14 protein-coding genes and 1 pseudogene are annotated in these 15,170 nt (G+C 68.8%); 6 read left to right on the forward strand and 9 right to left on the reverse strand.

The annotated features are described in order from the left end of the window. Positions 1-108, forward strand: a pseudogene (locus ABDW61_RS17855) (IS110 family transposase); the annotation flags it as partial. 36 nt (positions 109-144) lie between these two features. Here ABDW61_RS17855 and ABDW61_RS17860 read toward each other — a convergent pair. From ABDW61_RS17860 to ABDW61_RS17870, 3 genes are all read right to left on the reverse strand, one after another. Further along, positions 145-1,446 (reverse strand): aspartate aminotransferase family protein, encoded by a 1,302-nt coding sequence (locus ABDW61_RS17860; RefSeq protein WP_343640561.1) that lies wholly within the window; start codon positions 1,444-1,446, stop codon positions 145-147. A gap of 82 nt (positions 1,447-1,528) precedes the next feature. After that, positions 1,529-2,380 (reverse strand): LysR family transcriptional regulator, encoded by an 852-nt coding sequence (locus ABDW61_RS17865; RefSeq protein ID WP_343640563.1) that lies wholly within the window; start codon positions 2,378-2,380, stop codon positions 1,529-1,531. 91 nt (positions 2,381-2,471) lie between these two features. Then, positions 2,472-2,714 (reverse strand): hypothetical protein, encoded by a 243-nt coding sequence (locus tag ABDW61_RS17870; protein WP_343640564.1) that lies wholly within the window; start codon positions 2,712-2,714, stop codon positions 2,472-2,474. Positions 2,715-3,067: 353 nt separating this feature from the next. Here ABDW61_RS17870 and ABDW61_RS17875 point away from each other — a divergent pair, with 353 nt between their 5' ends. The 3 genes from ABDW61_RS17875 (at position 3,068) to ABDW61_RS17885 (ending at position 6,635) form a co-directional block, all read left to right on the forward strand. Then, positions 3,068-4,627 (forward strand): CPBP family intramembrane glutamic endopeptidase, encoded by a 1,560-nt coding sequence (locus ABDW61_RS17875; RefSeq protein WP_343640565.1) that lies wholly within the window; start codon positions 3,068-3,070, stop codon positions 4,625-4,627. Positions 4,628-4,646: 19 nt separating this feature from the next. Then, positions 4,647-5,750 carry a porin gene (locus ABDW61_RS17880; protein ID WP_343640566.1) on the forward strand — a complete coding sequence of 368 codons (1,104 nt, stop codon included), beginning with the start codon at positions 4,647-4,649 and terminating at the stop codon, positions 5,748-5,750. Between the two features lie 93 nt (positions 5,751-5,843). Next, on the forward strand, positions 5,844-6,635 hold the full coding sequence (locus ABDW61_RS17885) for a transporter substrate-binding domain-containing protein (protein ID WP_343640567.1): 792 nt from the start codon (positions 5,844-5,846) through the stop codon (positions 6,633-6,635). 24 nt (positions 6,636-6,659) lie between these two features. On the opposite strand, the gene ABDW61_RS17890 is transcribed toward ABDW61_RS17885, so the two are convergent. The 5 genes from ABDW61_RS17890 to ABDW61_RS17910 form a co-directional block, all read right to left on the reverse strand. Continuing rightward, positions 6,660-8,777 (reverse strand): peptidase domain-containing ABC transporter, encoded by a 2,118-nt coding sequence (locus ABDW61_RS17890; RefSeq protein ID WP_343640568.1) that lies wholly within the window; start codon positions 8,775-8,777, stop codon positions 6,660-6,662. Between the two features lie 4 nt (positions 8,778-8,781). Then, positions 8,782-10,056, reverse strand: coding sequence for an HlyD family efflux transporter periplasmic adaptor subunit (locus tag ABDW61_RS17895; RefSeq protein ID WP_343640570.1), 1,275 nt, complete (start codon positions 10,054-10,056; stop codon positions 8,782-8,784). Between the two features lie 426 nt (positions 10,057-10,482). Then, positions 10,483-10,767, reverse strand: coding sequence for an EF-hand domain-containing protein (locus tag ABDW61_RS17900; RefSeq protein WP_343640572.1), 285 nt, complete (start codon positions 10,765-10,767; stop codon positions 10,483-10,485). A gap of 189 nt (positions 10,768-10,956) precedes the next feature. Then, positions 10,957-11,388 (reverse strand): PIN domain-containing protein, encoded by a 432-nt coding sequence (locus ABDW61_RS17905; protein WP_343640573.1) that lies wholly within the window; start codon positions 11,386-11,388, stop codon positions 10,957-10,959. Beyond that, positions 11,385-12,116 carry a helix-turn-helix domain-containing protein gene (locus ABDW61_RS17910; RefSeq protein ID WP_343640574.1) on the reverse strand — a complete coding sequence of 244 codons (732 nt, stop codon included), beginning with the start codon at positions 12,114-12,116 and terminating at the stop codon, positions 11,385-11,387. Before ABDW61_RS17910 ends, ABDW61_RS17905 begins: the two co-directional genes overlap by 4 nt. Positions 12,117-12,223: 107 nt before the next feature. On the opposite strand from ABDW61_RS17910, the gene ABDW61_RS17915 reads away from it, so the two are divergent. Both ABDW61_RS17915 and ABDW61_RS17920 read left to right on the forward strand, forming a co-directional pair. Continuing rightward, complete coding sequence (locus ABDW61_RS17915) at positions 12,224-13,153, forward strand: class I SAM-dependent methyltransferase (protein WP_343640575.1); 930 nt, start codon at positions 12,224-12,226, stop codon at positions 13,151-13,153. Positions 13,154-13,229: 76 nt separating this feature from the next. After that, entirely contained in the window at positions 13,230-13,733 is a 504-nt protein-coding gene (locus ABDW61_RS17920; protein WP_343640577.1) for a YfbM family protein, read from the forward strand. A gap of 33 nt (positions 13,734-13,766) precedes the next feature. On the opposite strand, the gene ABDW61_RS17925 is transcribed toward ABDW61_RS17920, so the two are convergent. Continuing rightward, entirely contained in the window at positions 13,767-15,101 is a 1,335-nt protein-coding gene (locus tag ABDW61_RS17925) for a PLP-dependent aminotransferase family protein (protein ID WP_343640578.1), read from the reverse strand. Between the last annotated feature and the right edge of the window lie 69 nt (positions 15,102-15,170).

A 15,170-nucleotide genomic window follows, 5' to 3' on the forward strand; every position in this document is an offset into this window, starting at 1 on the left:
GGAAAGGCCTACAAGGTCGCCATGACCGCGTGCATGCGCAAGCTGCTGATCATCCTCAACGCCATCCTCAAGTCCGGTCAACCATGGAGGCAAATCGAGAGCGCTTGACACGGTTGCTCTCCCCCTGCCGGGGGCGAGGGAGTTCTAGAAGACCTGTTCGATTGCGCGCTTGAGCAGCGACAGCCCGAGGTCGATCTCCTCGTCGCTGACGGTGAGCGGCGGCGCGATGCGGAACACGCCGCCCATCATGGGCAACTGCACGATGTTCATGCTCAACCCGAGCGCCATGCACGCCCGCGTGATCGCCGCGCCGAGCTCCGGCGCCGCCTCCTTGCCGGCCTGGCTCTTGACGATCTCCACCCCCAGCAGCAGCCCGCGCCCGCGCACGTCGCCGATGCAATCGAACTCGCGCTGCAGCCGCCGCAGCCCTGCCTCCAGCCGCGCCCCGGCCGTGCGCGCCCGCGCCACCAGCCCATCCCGCTCGACGATCTCCAGCACCTTCAGCCCCACCGCCGCCGGCAGTGGGTCCGAGACATGCGTCGTGTAGAACAGGAACCCGCGCTCGTGGCAGCGCTCCTCGATCTCCGCCGTCGTCAGCACCGCCGACAACGGGATGCCCGCGCCCAGCGTCTTGGACAGCGTCAGGATGTCCGGCGTCACGCCATCGCGCTCGCACGCGAACATCGCGCCCGTGCGCCCGATCCCCGTCTGCGCCTCATCGACGATCAGCAGCATCCCGCGCTCGCGGCACTTCGCGTGCAATGCGCTCAGGTACCCCGGCGGCAGATCGATCAAGCCGCCCGAACTCAAAATCGGCTCCGCGATGAAGGCCGCGAGATTCCCGCTCGACTGCCGGTCGATGAGATCGAACGCGTAGTCCAGCTCCGCCTGCCAGTCATAGACGCCCTGGCGCTCGAACCGCGGCCGATACGGATTCGGCGCCGGGATCGCGAACGAGCCCACCGCCGCCGGCCCGTAGCCCTTGCGTCCCGCGCAATAGGTCGCCGACGCCGCCACGCCCGTCATGCCGTGCCACGACTGCGCGAAGCTCACGACCTCATACCGGCCGGTGTAGAGCTTGGCGAGCTTGATCGCCGCTTCATTCGCCTCGGCGCCGGTGCTCAGCAGCATCGCGCGCTCCAGCCCGGACGGCGCGATGCCCGCCAGCCGCGTCGCCAGCTCGACCACGGGCCGGCTCAGCATGCCGCTGAAGAGATGGTCCAGATGGCTCGCGTGCTCCGCGATCACGGTCGCGATCTCGACATGCCCATGCCCCAGCAGCGAGCTCATCTGCCCCGAGGTGAAGTCCAGGATCGCGCGGCCGTCGGCGTCGTAGACGAAGCTGCCGCGCGCTCGCTCGATGATCAGTGACTCGAAGCTGCCGCCGTAGCGGATCAGATGCTGGCGGGAACGTTCCCAGAAAAGCGGATCGGCATTGCGCGACATGAGGTCCTCCATCAACCATCGAGGACCCGGAGCGTAGGCACATCGCCGCCGCCGCGGTAGCCAATAGTGTTGATGGCTGATATCAGCGCGGCAGGAACTTGCGGACGTGGGCCGCGAACGCGGCGGTGAGCGGCGACGGCCGCTCCCGGTCGAAGGCCAGCGTCAGCGCGACGGCCGGCAGCGCCGGCAGGCCGCGGTCCTCGCCGAGGATCTCCAGGTCCTCCGGCACCGCGGCGCGCGTCAGCACCGTGACCGCCTGGCCCGAGCGCGCCATCCCGAGCAGTCCCGCCAGGCTGCTGCTCGCATAGGCGATGCGGAACGCGCGTCCCTGCGCCTGGAGCGCCTGCCGGGCCAGCACGTGATCGAGCGCGTCGGGCGCGCCCAGGGCGAGCGGCAGCGGCGTCATGCCGACGGCCGGCGTGCCGCGCTGCGCGACCCACACGAGCGGCTCTTCGCGGATGACCTCGGCCTCGCTGCCCGATGCCACCGACACCAGCGCCAGATCGGCCGCATGGCGCGCGAGCAGTTCCAGCAGGCGCGGGGTGGGGGCGCACACGACCTCCATCTGGACCTGCGGATGCAGGCTGGCGAAGCCCTGCAGCAGATGCGGCAGGAGCGAGACCGCGTAGTCCTCCGGGCAGCAGAAGCGCAGCAGGCCGGACATGCGCTGGCCGCGCAACTCGGCCAGCGCCTCGTCGTGCTTGCGCAGCAGCTCGCCCGCCTGCACGACGAGGCGTTCGCCAGCGGCGGTGAGCGTCACGCCACGCCCGGTGCGATGCAGCAGCGGCTGGCCGGCGACATCCTCCAGCCGCTGCATCTGCATGCTCAGCGCCGATTGCGTCCGCCCCACGCGCGCGGCCGCCTTGCTGAGCGCGCCAGTCTCGGCGACGGCCAGCAGGCTTCGGAGCAGATCGATGTCGAGGGCGGCAGTCACCGGCGGCAGGGAAGGGGAGGCACGGAAACGGCGGCCATCCTAACGGGGAAGGGGAAATGAAAGGAGGGCGCCGCAGCGCCCTTGAGAGCTCTTAGTAGTAGCTCATCAACCGGTTGTAAATGTAGATTGTGGTGCAGTTGATCATGGCCGAATTCTCACTGACACCGGGCAGGCTTGAATATTCGCTGATGCACTTGGTGAGGTCGAAGCGCTCCTTCTCTTTCGGCTTTCCCGGCTCCTTCGGTGAACTCTCTGGTGGCTTCTTCTCGGGCGCGTCCTTGCCGCCGTTGCCGCCAAAGACGAGTCCGATTTCTTCGCTTGTCAAGACTTGCATATTCGCTCTCATAACTTCCCGATAACCGCTCGGGCGCGAGCGGATGACAGCCATCCGCTGACCGGAAGCTAACAGCCGTGTCGCCCTTTGAGTATTCCTCATGAAAGCCGGCAAATTCTTGCGTATCGCCCGATCCGGCGGGATGGCAAATGTGGGCTAGTTCATCTGGCTGGTGGCAAACATAGGTAATCGGGAAACTCCTCGCGGCGATGGGTTTCCGCATGACTAGGATGCGGCTCCCATTGTTTTCGTCTTGACCTATGCCTCGGTATATCGACCGCTTGAAAATCCTCCCATTCGCTTATGGAAGACTGGTCAGAATAGTCAAATGGAGCCCGCTGCTGATTACCATCGTGCTGCTCGGGAAATGGGCCGCGCTATTTGGCGGTGCCGGCGGATGGTCAATATTCGAGTCTGGATTCGATGGAGACCACCAGTTCACCCTGAATCTCAAGATGACGCTCATGGGCTTGGCGCTGCTGGGTGCCATGACCTGGTGGAACATCGGCCCGCGATGGCTGTCGCTGATTCGCCCGGCAGTGGCCATGGGTCTGCCGGTGGCGACGGCGATCCTGCTCATTGCCTTCGGGTCCGCGTTCGCCGTCAATCCCGATGTCCTTCACAGCGAATTCCGTCCGATCAATCCATTCGAGCAGCCGCAATCCTGGCTGGTCGCCATGGCGACACTTTTGCTGGGGGCGCTGCAGCAGGAGATCTGGGGCCGTGCGCTCCTGCAGTCCACGCTGCAGCGGATGCTTGGCAACCGATGGGTCGCCCTGTTCGCCGCCGCTTTGATGCTCTCGCTGGCTCAGGGCAGTAACCGGCCGGCGACCTTCTGCTCCGCCATCCTTTTCGGGGTCGTCTTCATCCGGACGCGATCGGTGATCTGCACGACCTTGATTCACGCCACGCTGGATCTCTCCGTTGCCTGCCTGCAGGGAGGCCCGCTCATCGCCTCAAGCCTGCTGGACCCGGCCGGATTCCGAGCGGCCAAGCCGCTCCTGTTCATCGGCTTTCTGCTGCTTGCACTCGCCGTCGAGCTCTGGTGCCGAAGAAACTCTCGCGGGCCGGACCGCGTCAAGACCTTCGCGAAGAACCTGCTGCTGATCGTGGCCGCGCTCACGTTCTGCTTGTTGTTCGGCAAGTTGGTATGGCCCGTTTGGCCTGCACTCGCCCAGAAGTACGCATGGCTCTCGCCCTATCTGAGAACGCGGGCCGAACTGGTGCTCCAGGCCGGCGTGACGGTCGCTGTGCTCGCCTGGCTCCATCGCGGACCGCCCCTGCGGACGCTGTTTGCGCCGCGGCCGGCAGCGGCGCTTGGCGTTTCCCTCGCGGCAGCGACGCTGCCCGCGCTCGCTGAGGCGATTGCCGCCCCAGGGGAGTCCTGGGCAGCGCACTTCGCCCTTCCAGCTCCCTACGCTGCTGATCCCGGGCTGCTGACGGGCGTCGTGCTGACCATCGTCGTTGGCGCGTTCGCCGAGGAGATGTTCTGTCGCGCGCTGTTGCAGCCTTTGCTGAGCAGACTGTTCTTCAGCCAATGGGTGGGAGCGGTCGCGGGTGCGCTGTTGTTCACCTCCATGCATACGATCGGCAACGAGGCATTCATTTTCCCGGGTGGCCTGCTCCTGTCGATCGTCTTCATGAGGACCCAATCCATCGTCTGCACGACCCTGCTGCATGTGGCGCTGAATGTCTCGCTGACCCTTACCCGGGGAACGACCTTCATGGAGTCGGCTTACATGTCCACAGAAGCGTTCGATCCTGCGAGGCCCGTCTATGGCGTCCTGCTGGTCGCGCTCACCATCGCCTTCGAATGGTGCTGGCGCCGCTCCGAGCGCGCGCGCACAGGGCGCCTCGCGCCTCCCCCGAACGAGAGAATCCCCGGCTTCGATCCCGCGTCACTATCGCCGTGACTCCACCCTCGTCACTCCGATGCAGTACCGCTCCGTTCCCCGGCTGGCGCCGGCGGCGCTCGCCCTCGCGTTCGCCGCTCCCTCGGCCCATGCCGACTCCACCGTCACCATCTATGGCCGCCTCAACGTCTCGCTCGAGCACGCCGATGCCGGCCACTCACCGCGCGATCGCGCCGTCGATCGCGAATCCAACAACCGCTCCGTGATCGGTTTCCGCGGCGCGGAGGACCTGGGCGGGGGCATGCAGGCGCTGTTCCAGATCGAAGGCTCGCTCGCGGTGGACACCGGCGCGGGATCGTCACTCGCCAATCGCGACACGCGCGTGGGGCTGCAGACGCCCTATGGCCTGCTGTTCGCCGGGCACTGGGGCACGCCCTACCTGCTCGCCACGAGCAGCTTCGATCCCTGGTATCCAACCACCGCCGGCTACATGTCGCTGATGGCCAACGGCTCCGCGCCGACAACCAACCACACCGCCAACACCGCGTCCTTCGACCGGCGTCAGCAGAACATCGTGCAGTACTGGACGCCGGCCTGGAACGGCCTCGCGGGCCGCGTCGCGTATGCGGTCAACGACGGCGACACCGGCCCGAGCGGATCGCGCCCGGATCTGTGGTCCGCCTCGATCACGTGGGACAGCGGTCCGTGGAATCTGGCGCTCGCGCACGAGCGGCATCGCGGCTACCAGGGCCCGGGCCTCAACGACTCGGCGACCAAGATCGGCGCCGCGTACCGCCTCGGCGCGTGGCGCTTCGCCGCCGCCGCCGAACGGCTGCGCTACGAGACACCGATCGGCGCGCTCAGGCGCGATGCGTTCTTCGTGACCGCGAACTGGCAGATCGCCGCGGCGCTCAACCTGCGCGCGAGCTTCACCCACGCCGGCGATGGCAAGGGCCCGGCCGGCGCGCGCGTCGGCTTCGTCTCGGCGGGCGACGACAGCGGATCGCGGCAATGGACGCTCGGCGCGGACTACGCGCTCTCCAAGCGCACTGGGCTCTACGCCTATGTCTCCCGCATCGACAACCAGGCCCGCGCCGCCTACGACTTCGCGATCAATCCGCTGGGCATCGGGGAGGGGGAGAGGCCGACGGTCGTGGCGGTGGGGGCGAGGCATAGCTTTTGAACCTCGCACAGATCCCCTCGTCATATCGATATGACCTCGTCCCGGGACGACTGGTGGCAACATCGGCCCTTCCTACGAACAACGAGGGGCCTCATGAAAGCTCTCCGCACTTCCCTGATCGCGGCCGCGCTGCTCGCCGGCGCTTCCCTGGCGGCCCACGCCGCCGACCTGCTCGACGACGTCAAGGCACGCGGCACGCTGCGCGTCGCCGTCGAGGGCACCTATCCCCCGTTCAACTTCAAGGACGCCAAGGGACAGCTCGACGGCTTCGACGTCGATATCGCCAAGGCCATCGCCGCCAAGCTCGGCGTCAAGCCCGAATTCACCACCACCGAGTGGAGCGGCATCCTCGCCGGCCTGCAGGCCGGCAAGTACGACGTCATCGTCAACCAGGTCGCCGCCACCGACGAGCGCCGCAAGACCTTCGACTTCTCCGCCCCCTACGTCACCTCCTATCCCCAGTTGATCGTCCGCGCCAACGAGTCCCGCAAGCTCCAGTCGCCCGCGGACCTCAAGGGCAAGAAGGTCGGTGTCGGCCAGGGCAGCAACTTCGCCGACCTCGCCAAGAGCTGGGACGGCGTCGAGGTGCGCACCTATCCCGGCGCCACGGAGTACCTCCAGGACCTCGCCACCGGCCGCATCGACGCCGCCCTCAACGACAGCCTGCTCATCCCCTACCTCAAGGAGAAGACCAAGCTCCCCGTGAAGGCCGGCGCCGCCATCGGCACCCCCGCCACCAACGCGATTCCCTTCCGCAAGGGCAGCCCGAAGTTCCAGGCCGCCATCGACAAGGCGATCGCCGACCTGCAGGCCGACGGCACCTACGCGAAGATCTCCACCAAGTGGTTCGAGCGCGACGTCAGCAAGCCCATCGACAACAAGTGACCCCCGGCGGCCGCCGCCCCGGCGTCAGACCGCGATGCGCGGTCTCTCGTCGAGCCGGCCGCCCTCCAGCACCAGCACGCGCTCCGCGCCGGCGATCGTGTCCGGCCGGTGCGCGATCAGCAGCCGCGTGACCGGCAATTGCGCGAGGTTCGCGGCCACCGCCCGCTCCCGCTCGACATCGAGGTGGCTGGTCGCCTCGTCCAGCGCCAGGATCCTCGGCCCGCGGTACAGCGCCCGCGCCAGCAGCAGCCGCTGCTTCTGTCCGCCCGACAGCCCGCTCCCCAGATCCCCCACCAGCGTCTGGTAGCCCATCGGCATCCGGCAGATGTCCTCATGCACCAGCGCCAGTGCCGCGCAGGCCTGCACCCGCGCCAGATCCGGCCGCGAATCGAAGAAGGCGATGTTGTCCGCCAGCGAGCCCGTCAGCAACGCATCCTCCTGCATCACCGTCCCGATCTGCGCGCGCACGTTCTTCAGCCCCAGTTGCCGCATCGGCATGCCGCCGAAGCGCACCTCGCCCTCCACCGGCTCCAGCAGCCCCAGCAGCAGCTTCATCAGCGTCGTCTTGCCCGCGCCGCTCGGCCCCGTGATGGCCACGCTCTGACCCGCCGGCACCACCAGGTTCGCGTGCCGCAGGATCCACGGCTCGCGATCGCCGTGGCGGAAGCTCACGTCGCGCAGCTCCAGGCTCGCGTCCAGGTGCGCCAGGTCACTCGCCGGCGCCTGGTCCGGCTCCGGCGGCTCCAGCGCGATGTCGGCCAGCCGCTCCGCATGCAGGCCCAGCATGCGCAGCTCCACCGCGTAGTCGATCAGGGCCGACACCCGCCCGGTGAACTGCGTCTTGTAGCTGAGGAACGCGAACAGCATGCCCACCGTCATCGCCGAGGCCGCCGGCGCCCCCGTCGAGGCGCCTTGCTGGACGTCCAGGATCAGCGTCGCGCCCAGGTAGAGCACCAGCAGGTTCTCGACGCCGAAGATGAAGGCGTTGGCGGTGCTCATCGCCATCGACAGCTTGGCGGTGCGCACGTCGCGGTTCTGGACCTCGACGATCAGGTTCTGCCACTGCGCGCGCCGCTCCTGGTCGCGGCCGAACAGCTTGAGCGGCATCATCGCCCGCAGCGTCTCCAGGAAATGCGTGCTCTCGCGGGCCGCCACGACCAGACGTTCCGAGGAGGCGTTGCGCAAGGGGCCGTAGCTCGCCCATCGAAGCAGGCCATAGAGCCCGACCGCCGTGATCACGACCAGCGCGAGCGGCCACGCGTAGATCAGCATCATGACCAGCGCCGCGATCCCCATCAGGCCGTCCAGCACCGCCTCGATGGCGGCGGTGGTCAGCGTCTTCTGGATCGCGTCGACCGCGCCGAAGCGCGAAGTGATGTCGCCCAGATGGCGCTTCTCGAAGAAGGAGACCGGGAGCCGCAGCAGGTGCGCGAAGGCGTTGCCGCGCCATTGCAGCGACAGCGTCTGCGTCAGCAGGATCAGCATCCATGACCGCGCCAGGCCCAGCGCCGTCTGCGTCACCAGCAGCAGGCCGAAGCCGGCGACGAGCAGCTTCAGCAGATCGCGGTCGCCGGAGGTCAGCACGTCGTCCACGATCAGCTGGTTGAACAACGGCGCGACGATCGCGAAGAGCTCCAGGACCAGCGCGACCAGCAGGATCTGCGTCAGCGAGCGGCCCAGGCCCAGCACCTGACCGGTCAGCGCGCGCAGCGACACGCGCGGCGGCGCTGCCGCCGCGCTGAACTCCGCATTGGGCGTGAGCTCGACGGCGACGCCGGTGAAATGCGGCGACACCTCGTCCAGGCTCATGCGGCGCTCGCCCACCGCGGGATCGAGCACCGTGACGGTGTCGCCGCGCAGCTTCGTCATCACGACGAAGTGGTTCATGTCCCAGTGCAACACGCAGGGCAGGGCGAGCTGCCGCAGCTGCGAGAGCTCCAGCTTCAGCGGCCGGCCGGAGAAGCCCAGGCCGGCCGCGATGTCGAGCAGGTCGCGCAGGGACAGGCCCTTCAGCGCCGAGGGGAACCGGCGGCGCAACTCGGGCAGCGTGACGGGCCGGCCATGCGCCGACGCGATCATCGCCAGGCAGGCCAGGCCGCATTCGGCGATCTCGGCCTGAAGAATGGGGGTGGGGCGGGACATGGGCTCAGATGCGCTTGGCGGTGGCCAGCAGCGGCTCGAACAGCCATTCCCAGATGCGCCGGTGCTCCAGGCTCACGTCGGCCTCCAGCGCCATGCCCGCGCGCAGCGGCAGCTCGCGGCCATAGGCGGCGATGGCCTGCCGGTCCAGCCGCACGTCGATGCGATAGAGCGGCTCGTTGGCCTGCGCCGCGCTGACCAGCGCCTGGGCCTGCCCCGCCGGCAGGTCCTGGGGCGCGATCGGCGTCGGGCTCACATGGGCGACCTCGCCGCGGGCCATGCCGAACTTCTGGTAGGGGTAGGCCGCGTAGCGCAGCCACACCGCCTGCCCGGGTTGCACGAAACCGACCGTGCGGCTCGGCGCGTAGAGCTGCGCGACCAGGCGCGCCGCGGGCGCCGTTTTCGCGTCATCCGTCGTCTGCCGCGCGTCGGCGATCAGCGTCACCAGCGTCTGTCCGGCCTGCACGCCCTGGCCGGCATGGAGCGGCAGGGCGCTCACGCGTCCGTCCCGCGGCGCCGTGACGGCGACACCGGCACGCGCCTCCAGTTCGGCGCGTTCCTGCTCCAGTTGCGCGACGCTGCGGTCGAGCTGGGCCAGCGAGGTCGCCAGCGCCGTCGGAATGGCGGCCAGCTCCGCCTCGAGTCCCTTGGCCTCGCGCATCAGCGTCTCGATCACGCGTTGACTGCCGCGTTCGCGGGCGCGCAGGTCCAGCAGCGCCTCGTCCTTCTCCTGCGCCTGCGTCTGTGGCACGAAGCCGCTGGCCGCGAGCGCCACGTAGCGCTGGCGGTTCTGATGTCCCAGTGCGACCCGCTGCCGGACCATCTCCAGTTCCTCGCGCGCCTGGGCGGCTTCGACGTGCAGGCTTCGCAGGCGATCGCCGATGGTCTGGTGGCGCTCGCCGGCCTGCCGCTGCTGCAGCCGGCGTTCCAGATCGAGGCTGTCGCGCCGCGTCTGGATCGCCCGCAGGTTGAGCGCGCCCATGTCGCCGCCGTCGAGCAGCCGCTCGCTGCGCACGCGCACCAGCGGCTGGCCCTGCCGGACCGGCTCGCCTTCGCTCACGAGCAACTCATGGACCTGGCCGGCGAGCGGTGAGGCCACGTGCAGCAGGCCGCCGGCCGGCATGAGCAGCCCGGGCACGCGGGCCTTGCGCGCGACCTCGCCGATGACCGTGAAGGCGATCAACGCGATCGCGAGTGCCAGCGCGATGCCCGCGACCAGGCCGAATCCGGGCCGGCGCGCCACCCGGATGGTGCCGAGCCAAGAGGCTCGCTGGGATTCCATGACTGCCGCTCGAAACATGGGCGTGCCTTCGTCCTCGATGCCGCTCCAGCGGCGAAGGAGACACATTCTTCGGGCGTTTCGACGGGATGCAACGAAGCCGGCGGGGTGGCTCCTAAGGAGGATTGCTCCGTCACCGGAATCGTGCCTCTTCGTGACGGCCAGAGGTCCACTGACCTGCATTCGTGGGGCGGCCGCCCGATATCGGTCAGGGCGCCAGCAGGAGTGGTGAGTGCGGGTGGGGTTGCCATCGAGGGTGAGAACAGGTGGCCATGAGTGAACTGACGCAAATCGGTCAGCGTGCGTGGCTGGGGCTGGCGTCTTTCGAGCGCGGAATGTGGCGCGGCGCCCACGCCGGAGAAAGCGAGGGCGCCGCGACATCGGCTGCACGCGGGCCGGCCGAGTGGCCGGCGCGGCGACAAGCGGGTCTTACTTCTTGCGGTCCTTCATGTGGGCGGCCGCGTACTGCCTGACCTGGTCGAGCGTGACCGAGCCGGTCTTCTGGGTGTCGATCTCGTCGAAGTGTTTGGCCAGGCGGGGCATGCCGGCCTGGGCTTCGGCCTTGGTCAGCTTGCCGTCGTGGTCCGTGTCCGCGGCGGCGAAGCGATCCTCGAGCTTCTGCCGTGGCTTGGCGTCCTGCGCGTGCGCGGGCACGGTGGTCAGGGCGAGGGCGGCGATCAGGGCGCCAGCCATGGCGGTCAACACTGCTTTCATGGGAACTCCGCTGAAGTGGAGCCCACAGCGTCGCATCGCCGCGCGCGCGATTGATGAGGCGGCGGTAAAGCTTCGTGAATCAGGCGCCTCGTGGACGCCCTTGCCGGACCAGTTTCCAAAGCTTGCCCACGGACAGTGCAGTGCTTGCGCAGCCTGCGTTCTCCAACACCGCGAGCAATGTCGCGCGCTTCATCGGAGGACGGCGTAGGCGCTTGCAGAGCGCTGACAGCGTTGCGAGACAGATCGCTGGCCGTATGGCGAGCATTGCTTGCAGGAAGGCGTCCGGCCGCGCAGCGAGCGCCGGAGTTCCAGTGAACGCGCGCTGCGGAAGGTCGCGCGTGTTCTGCGTGACGAGAAGCTTGTCTGCATGAGCGCCAGCAAGCGATCGACGCGCTCGGTCGGCAGCCGATACCTGCTCTGCAGGCCTGCGAGGTTCCGACGCACCTCCTCGAGGATGTGCTTGGACCAATGGGGACGGAACAAGCGCGCTTCCGCAAGTTCGAGGAGTACGGCGCGCAGGTACTGCGGCACCAAGACATTGGCGTCCAGAAGGACGGTGGGTGGGCCTGAGCGGATGAGCGTCTCAATGTCGGACTGGAGGCAAGTGCTCTGCTGATTCATCCGGACTTCGTTCCCTTGGACGGTTTGCGCTTCGCGGACTGTCCTGCGAGTTGCTTCGCCGACCCCCAGTGAACACCCTTTCGCGCGGCTGCGCGCCTGGCGTCCGCCAGCTCCATTTCAAGGAGCGGCTCAGTCAGTTCGAGCATCTCGTCGAGCGCTCGCCGCTGACGCAGCGACGCTTCTCGATAGGCCATGACCATTTCACGAAGGACGCGGCGCTGCCCGCCTTGGGTGATCTCGACGGGACCCAGGTGTCCCTGATCACACAGCATGGCCACATGCGGCCGGCTCAGCCCCAGCAGGCTCGCGGCTTCGGAGGTGGTGATCCGTTCTGGCTTACCGATGACGACCGGCACCTGAGTCGCCGGTTCGAAGCGCATCAGCACCGCTGCTGGCCGGGTCGGATCGGCGAAGTACTCCACCTTCACCCGCCGGTCGCCATACTGCGGGTCCCGCACGCGCACGATCGAGCTCGCCAGCACTTCCAGTTCATTCAAGACTTTCTCCACGGCGCCGTGCACATCCGCAAGCGCCTCCGGATCGGGATAGGGATCATCCGCGCCGAGGTGGGCGCAGATGGCCAGCGCCCGCCGGACAGCGGCGGTCAAGGTTTCCGGCGCATCGCTTTGCGCCCCTGGCGCGAAATGCATCTGCGTCGGCGGTGGCGGCGCCTTCGGTCTGCGGCTGCGCGTGGCGCGGGAGGTCTGGGCGTGCTTGCTGGTGCTCATGTTCCCGAGCCTACTGCGTCCCCGCGATCTCGAAAATAGCGAAACGAAGCTGGCGCATGCAAGTCAGTCCGCCTGACTACACTGTCGCCCCTTCCCCCGAGCCCCCCATGCAGCCGCTTCTCGACGCCATCGCCACCTTGTCCCGCCCGACCCAGGCCTGCCGCGTCTTCCACGGCCGTGGCGGCCTGCATCCAGGCTGCGAGCACTGGGCGCTCGACTTCTACCCGCCCGTCTGGCTGCTCACCAGCTTCGCGCCGGTGGAGGAGGGCGAGCTCGCGCGCATCGGCAGCGCGCTCGCTGCTCGCTGGTCCGAGATCGCCCCGGGCGAGCCGCTGAACTGGCTCTTCCAGCATCGCGACGAAAACCGCCCCGTCAACCGCCTGATGGCCGGCGCCATCCCCGACGAACATGTCGTCGAGGAAGACGGCCTGCGCTTCCTCGTCAATCTGGCGCATGGGCAGAACCACGGCTTCTTCCTCGACATGGCCGAGGGCCGCCGCTGGGTCCGGCGCTGGGCGCAGGCCCGCCCTGGCGGACGCGTGCTGAACCTGTTCGCCTACACCTGCGCGTTCTCGGTCGCTGCGCTGCACGCCGGCGCCGCCTCGGCGGACAACTACGACATGGCGCGCGCCCCGCTCGCCATCGGACGGCGCAACCATCAGCTCAATGGCGTGCAGGACCGCGCCTCGTTCCACGCGCACGACATCTTCAACTCCTGGGGCAAGATCCGCCGCGGCGGTCCCTACGACCTCATCGTGCTGGACCCGCCGAGCTACCAGAAGGGCAGCTTCGTCGCGACCAAGGACTACGCCCGCCTCGCACGCAGACTGCCCGAGCTGCTCGCGCCCGGCGGCCATGCGCTCGTGTGCCTCAACACGCCCAAGCTCGGCACGCAGTTCCTGCATGAACTCCTGGCCACCGAAGCGCCCGGCCTCGCGTTCATCGAGCGCGTCGCCAATCCGGCGAGCTTCGCCGACGTCTCGGACGAGCGCGCGCTCAAGGTGCTCGTGTATCGCCAGCCGATGTCGCCCACCTGACGCGCGCGGCGGCTACCATCCGCCGTCCTTCATCCACCGTTTCCCTTCGACCCCCACCGCCATCAGGGAGAGCCTCATGGGCCTGTACGCCAGCTTCCGACCGATCGACGAGGACACCGCGCAGTCGCTGCGCGACGACCCCGAGGCGATCGAGCGCCTGTATGACGAGGAAGAGGAGATCGAGGATCCGGCCGATCTCGGCATCGTGGACGTGGACAAGGCCTGGCACGGCCTGCACTTCCTGCTGAGCGCGATCGCCGAAGCCGCCGGCGCGGGCGAGGACGCGCCGCTGGCGCAAGCCGTGCTCGGCGGTGATCCGGTCAGCGAGGACGAGGACGTGCGCGTGCTCGACGCTGCGAAGGTCCGCGAGATCGCCGATGCGCTCGCGACCATCACCGAGGACCAGCTCCGCCAGGCCTTCGACCCCGAGGCCATGGCCGCCGCCGACATCTATCCCGACATCTGGGTCCGCGACGGCGAGGAAGCGCTCGACTACCTGCTCCATTACTTCCCGGCGCTGGCCGGCTTCTACCGCGCCACCGCCGCCAGCGGCCGCGGCGCGCTGCTGAGCATCGGCTGAAGCCGCCCGCCAGCCACCCGCCAGCCGCGCGGCTCAGAAAGTCCGTGCCTCGATCGCCGCGCGGACGAGGTCCAGCGCGCTGCGCAGCCGGCCGATCTCCACCGAACCGAGCGCCAGCCGGATCGCATGCGGCACCTGGCGGCCGGCCGCGAAGGGCTCGGCCGTCGATACCGACACGCGCTCGCGCTGCAGCGCCATCGCCACCTGATCCGCGCGCACGGCCTCGCCCAGCGGCAGCCACACGAAGTACGAGGACGGGTGCCCGATCCGCTTGATCGGCCCCAGCCGCTCCGCCGCCAGCCGCTGCCGCCGCGTCGCGTCGGCGCGCTTCTCGTCCTCCAGGCGCGCGACCGTGCCGTCCTCCAGCCAGCCCGCGGTGATCGCGGTCATCACGCCGGGCGTGTTCCAGGTCGTGGCGCGGATCGCGCGCGCCATCGCGCGGACCTGGTCCGGCGGCGCCACCGCGAAGCCGACCCGCAGCCCCGCCGCGACGCTCTTCGAGAAGCCCGACACATACACGGTGCGCTCCGGCGCCAGCATCGCCAGCGGCGGGGGCGGATCCTTCGCGAGGTAGGCATAGGCGCCGTCCTCGACGATCAGCAGGCCGTGCCGCCGCGCGATCGCCACCAGCTCGCGCCGCCGCGTCGCCGCCATCACCCATCCGAGCGGGTTGTTCAGCGTGGGCATCGTGTAGATCGCCTTCACCCGGCGGCGCCGGCACAGCGTCTCCAGCGCGCCGAGGTCGGGCCCCGCGCCAGCCGCGGGCACCGCCACGAGTTCGAGCCGCTGCATCTCCGCCACGAGCCGGAAGCCCGGATAGGTCAGCGCGTCCACGGCGACGACGTCGCCTGGCTCCAGCAGCGCCATCAGCGTGACAGCCAACCCATGCTGGGCGCCGTCGACGATCATCACCCGCTCCGCCTCGACCGAGAGCCCGCGGCGCACCAAGTGGCGCGCGATCGCCGCGCGGTCGGCGAGCCGGCCGCCATGCGGCTGGTAGCGCAGCAAGGCCTCGAGGTCGCCGGCGCCGGCGAGCTGCCGCAGCGCGCCACGCAGCAATTCGGCCTGGCCGGGCAGCGACGGGTAGTTGAAGCTGAGGTCGACCATGTCCGCCGCCACCGCATCCAGGTCCACGCCCTGTCCCGGCGCCAGCGCCGTCTCCTTCACGAAGGTGCCGCGGCCGGTCTCGCCGCTGATCAGTCCCATCGTCCGCAGCTCCGCGTACACCCGCGTCGCGGTCACCAGCGCGATGCCCTCGCGCTGGGCGAGTTCGCGGTGCGTCGGCAGCCGCGTGCCGGCCGCGATCGCGCCGGCGCGGATGTCCTGCGCCAACTGGTCCACCACGGCCTTGTACCTGGGCTCCGCCATCGTCCCCTCCGTGTACCCATGACAATTTTTTGATTGTATTGATGGAGCCGGATAGGCTGACCGCTTTCA

It is taken from the genome of Roseateles sp., assembly GCF_039595595.1.
GTDB lineage: Bacteria > Pseudomonadota > Gammaproteobacteria > Burkholderiales > Burkholderiaceae_C > Roseateles.

Excerpts from the sequence above, each read along its gene's own strand:
- ABDW61_RS17860 (WP_343640561.1), bottom strand. The coding sequence starts at position 1,446 with ATGTCGCGCAATGCCGATCCGCTTTTCTGGGAACGTTCCCGCCAGCAT.
- ABDW61_RS17880 (WP_343640566.1), top strand. The coding sequence starts at position 4,647 with ATGCAGTACCGCTCCGTTCCCCGGCTGGCGCCGGCGGCGCTCGCCCTC.
- ABDW61_RS17900 (WP_343640572.1), bottom strand. The coding sequence starts at position 10,767 with ATGAAAGCAGTGTTGACCGCCATGGCTGGCGCCCTGATCGCCGCCCTC.
- ABDW61_RS17905 (WP_343640573.1), bottom strand. The coding sequence starts at position 11,388 with ATGAATCAGCAGAGCACTTGCCTCCAGTCCGACATTGAGACGCTCATC.
- ABDW61_RS17895 (WP_343640570.1), bottom strand. The coding sequence starts at position 10,056 with ATGGAATCCCAGCGAGCCTCTTGGCTCGGCACCATCCGGGTGGCGCGC.
- ABDW61_RS17915 (WP_343640575.1), top strand. The coding sequence starts at position 12,224 with ATGCAGCCGCTTCTCGACGCCATCGCCACCTTGTCCCGCCCGACCCAG.
- ABDW61_RS17885 (WP_343640567.1), top strand. The coding sequence starts at position 5,844 with ATGAAAGCTCTCCGCACTTCCCTGATCGCGGCCGCGCTGCTCGCCGGC.
- ABDW61_RS17890 (WP_343640568.1), bottom strand. The coding sequence starts at position 8,777 with ATGTCCCGCCCCACCCCCATTCTTCAGGCCGAGATCGCCGAATGCGGC.
- ABDW61_RS17910 (WP_343640574.1), bottom strand. The coding sequence starts at position 12,116 with ATGAGCACCAGCAAGCACGCCCAGACCTCCCGCGCCACGCGCAGCCGC.
- ABDW61_RS17870 (WP_343640564.1), bottom strand. The coding sequence starts at position 2,714 with ATGCAAGTCTTGACAAGCGAAGAAATCGGACTCGTCTTTGGCGGCAAC.
- ABDW61_RS17920 (WP_343640577.1), top strand. The coding sequence starts at position 13,230 with ATGGGCCTGTACGCCAGCTTCCGACCGATCGACGAGGACACCGCGCAG.
- ABDW61_RS17925 (WP_343640578.1), bottom strand. The coding sequence starts at position 15,101 with ATGGCGGAGCCCAGGTACAAGGCCGTGGTGGACCAGTTGGCGCAGGAC.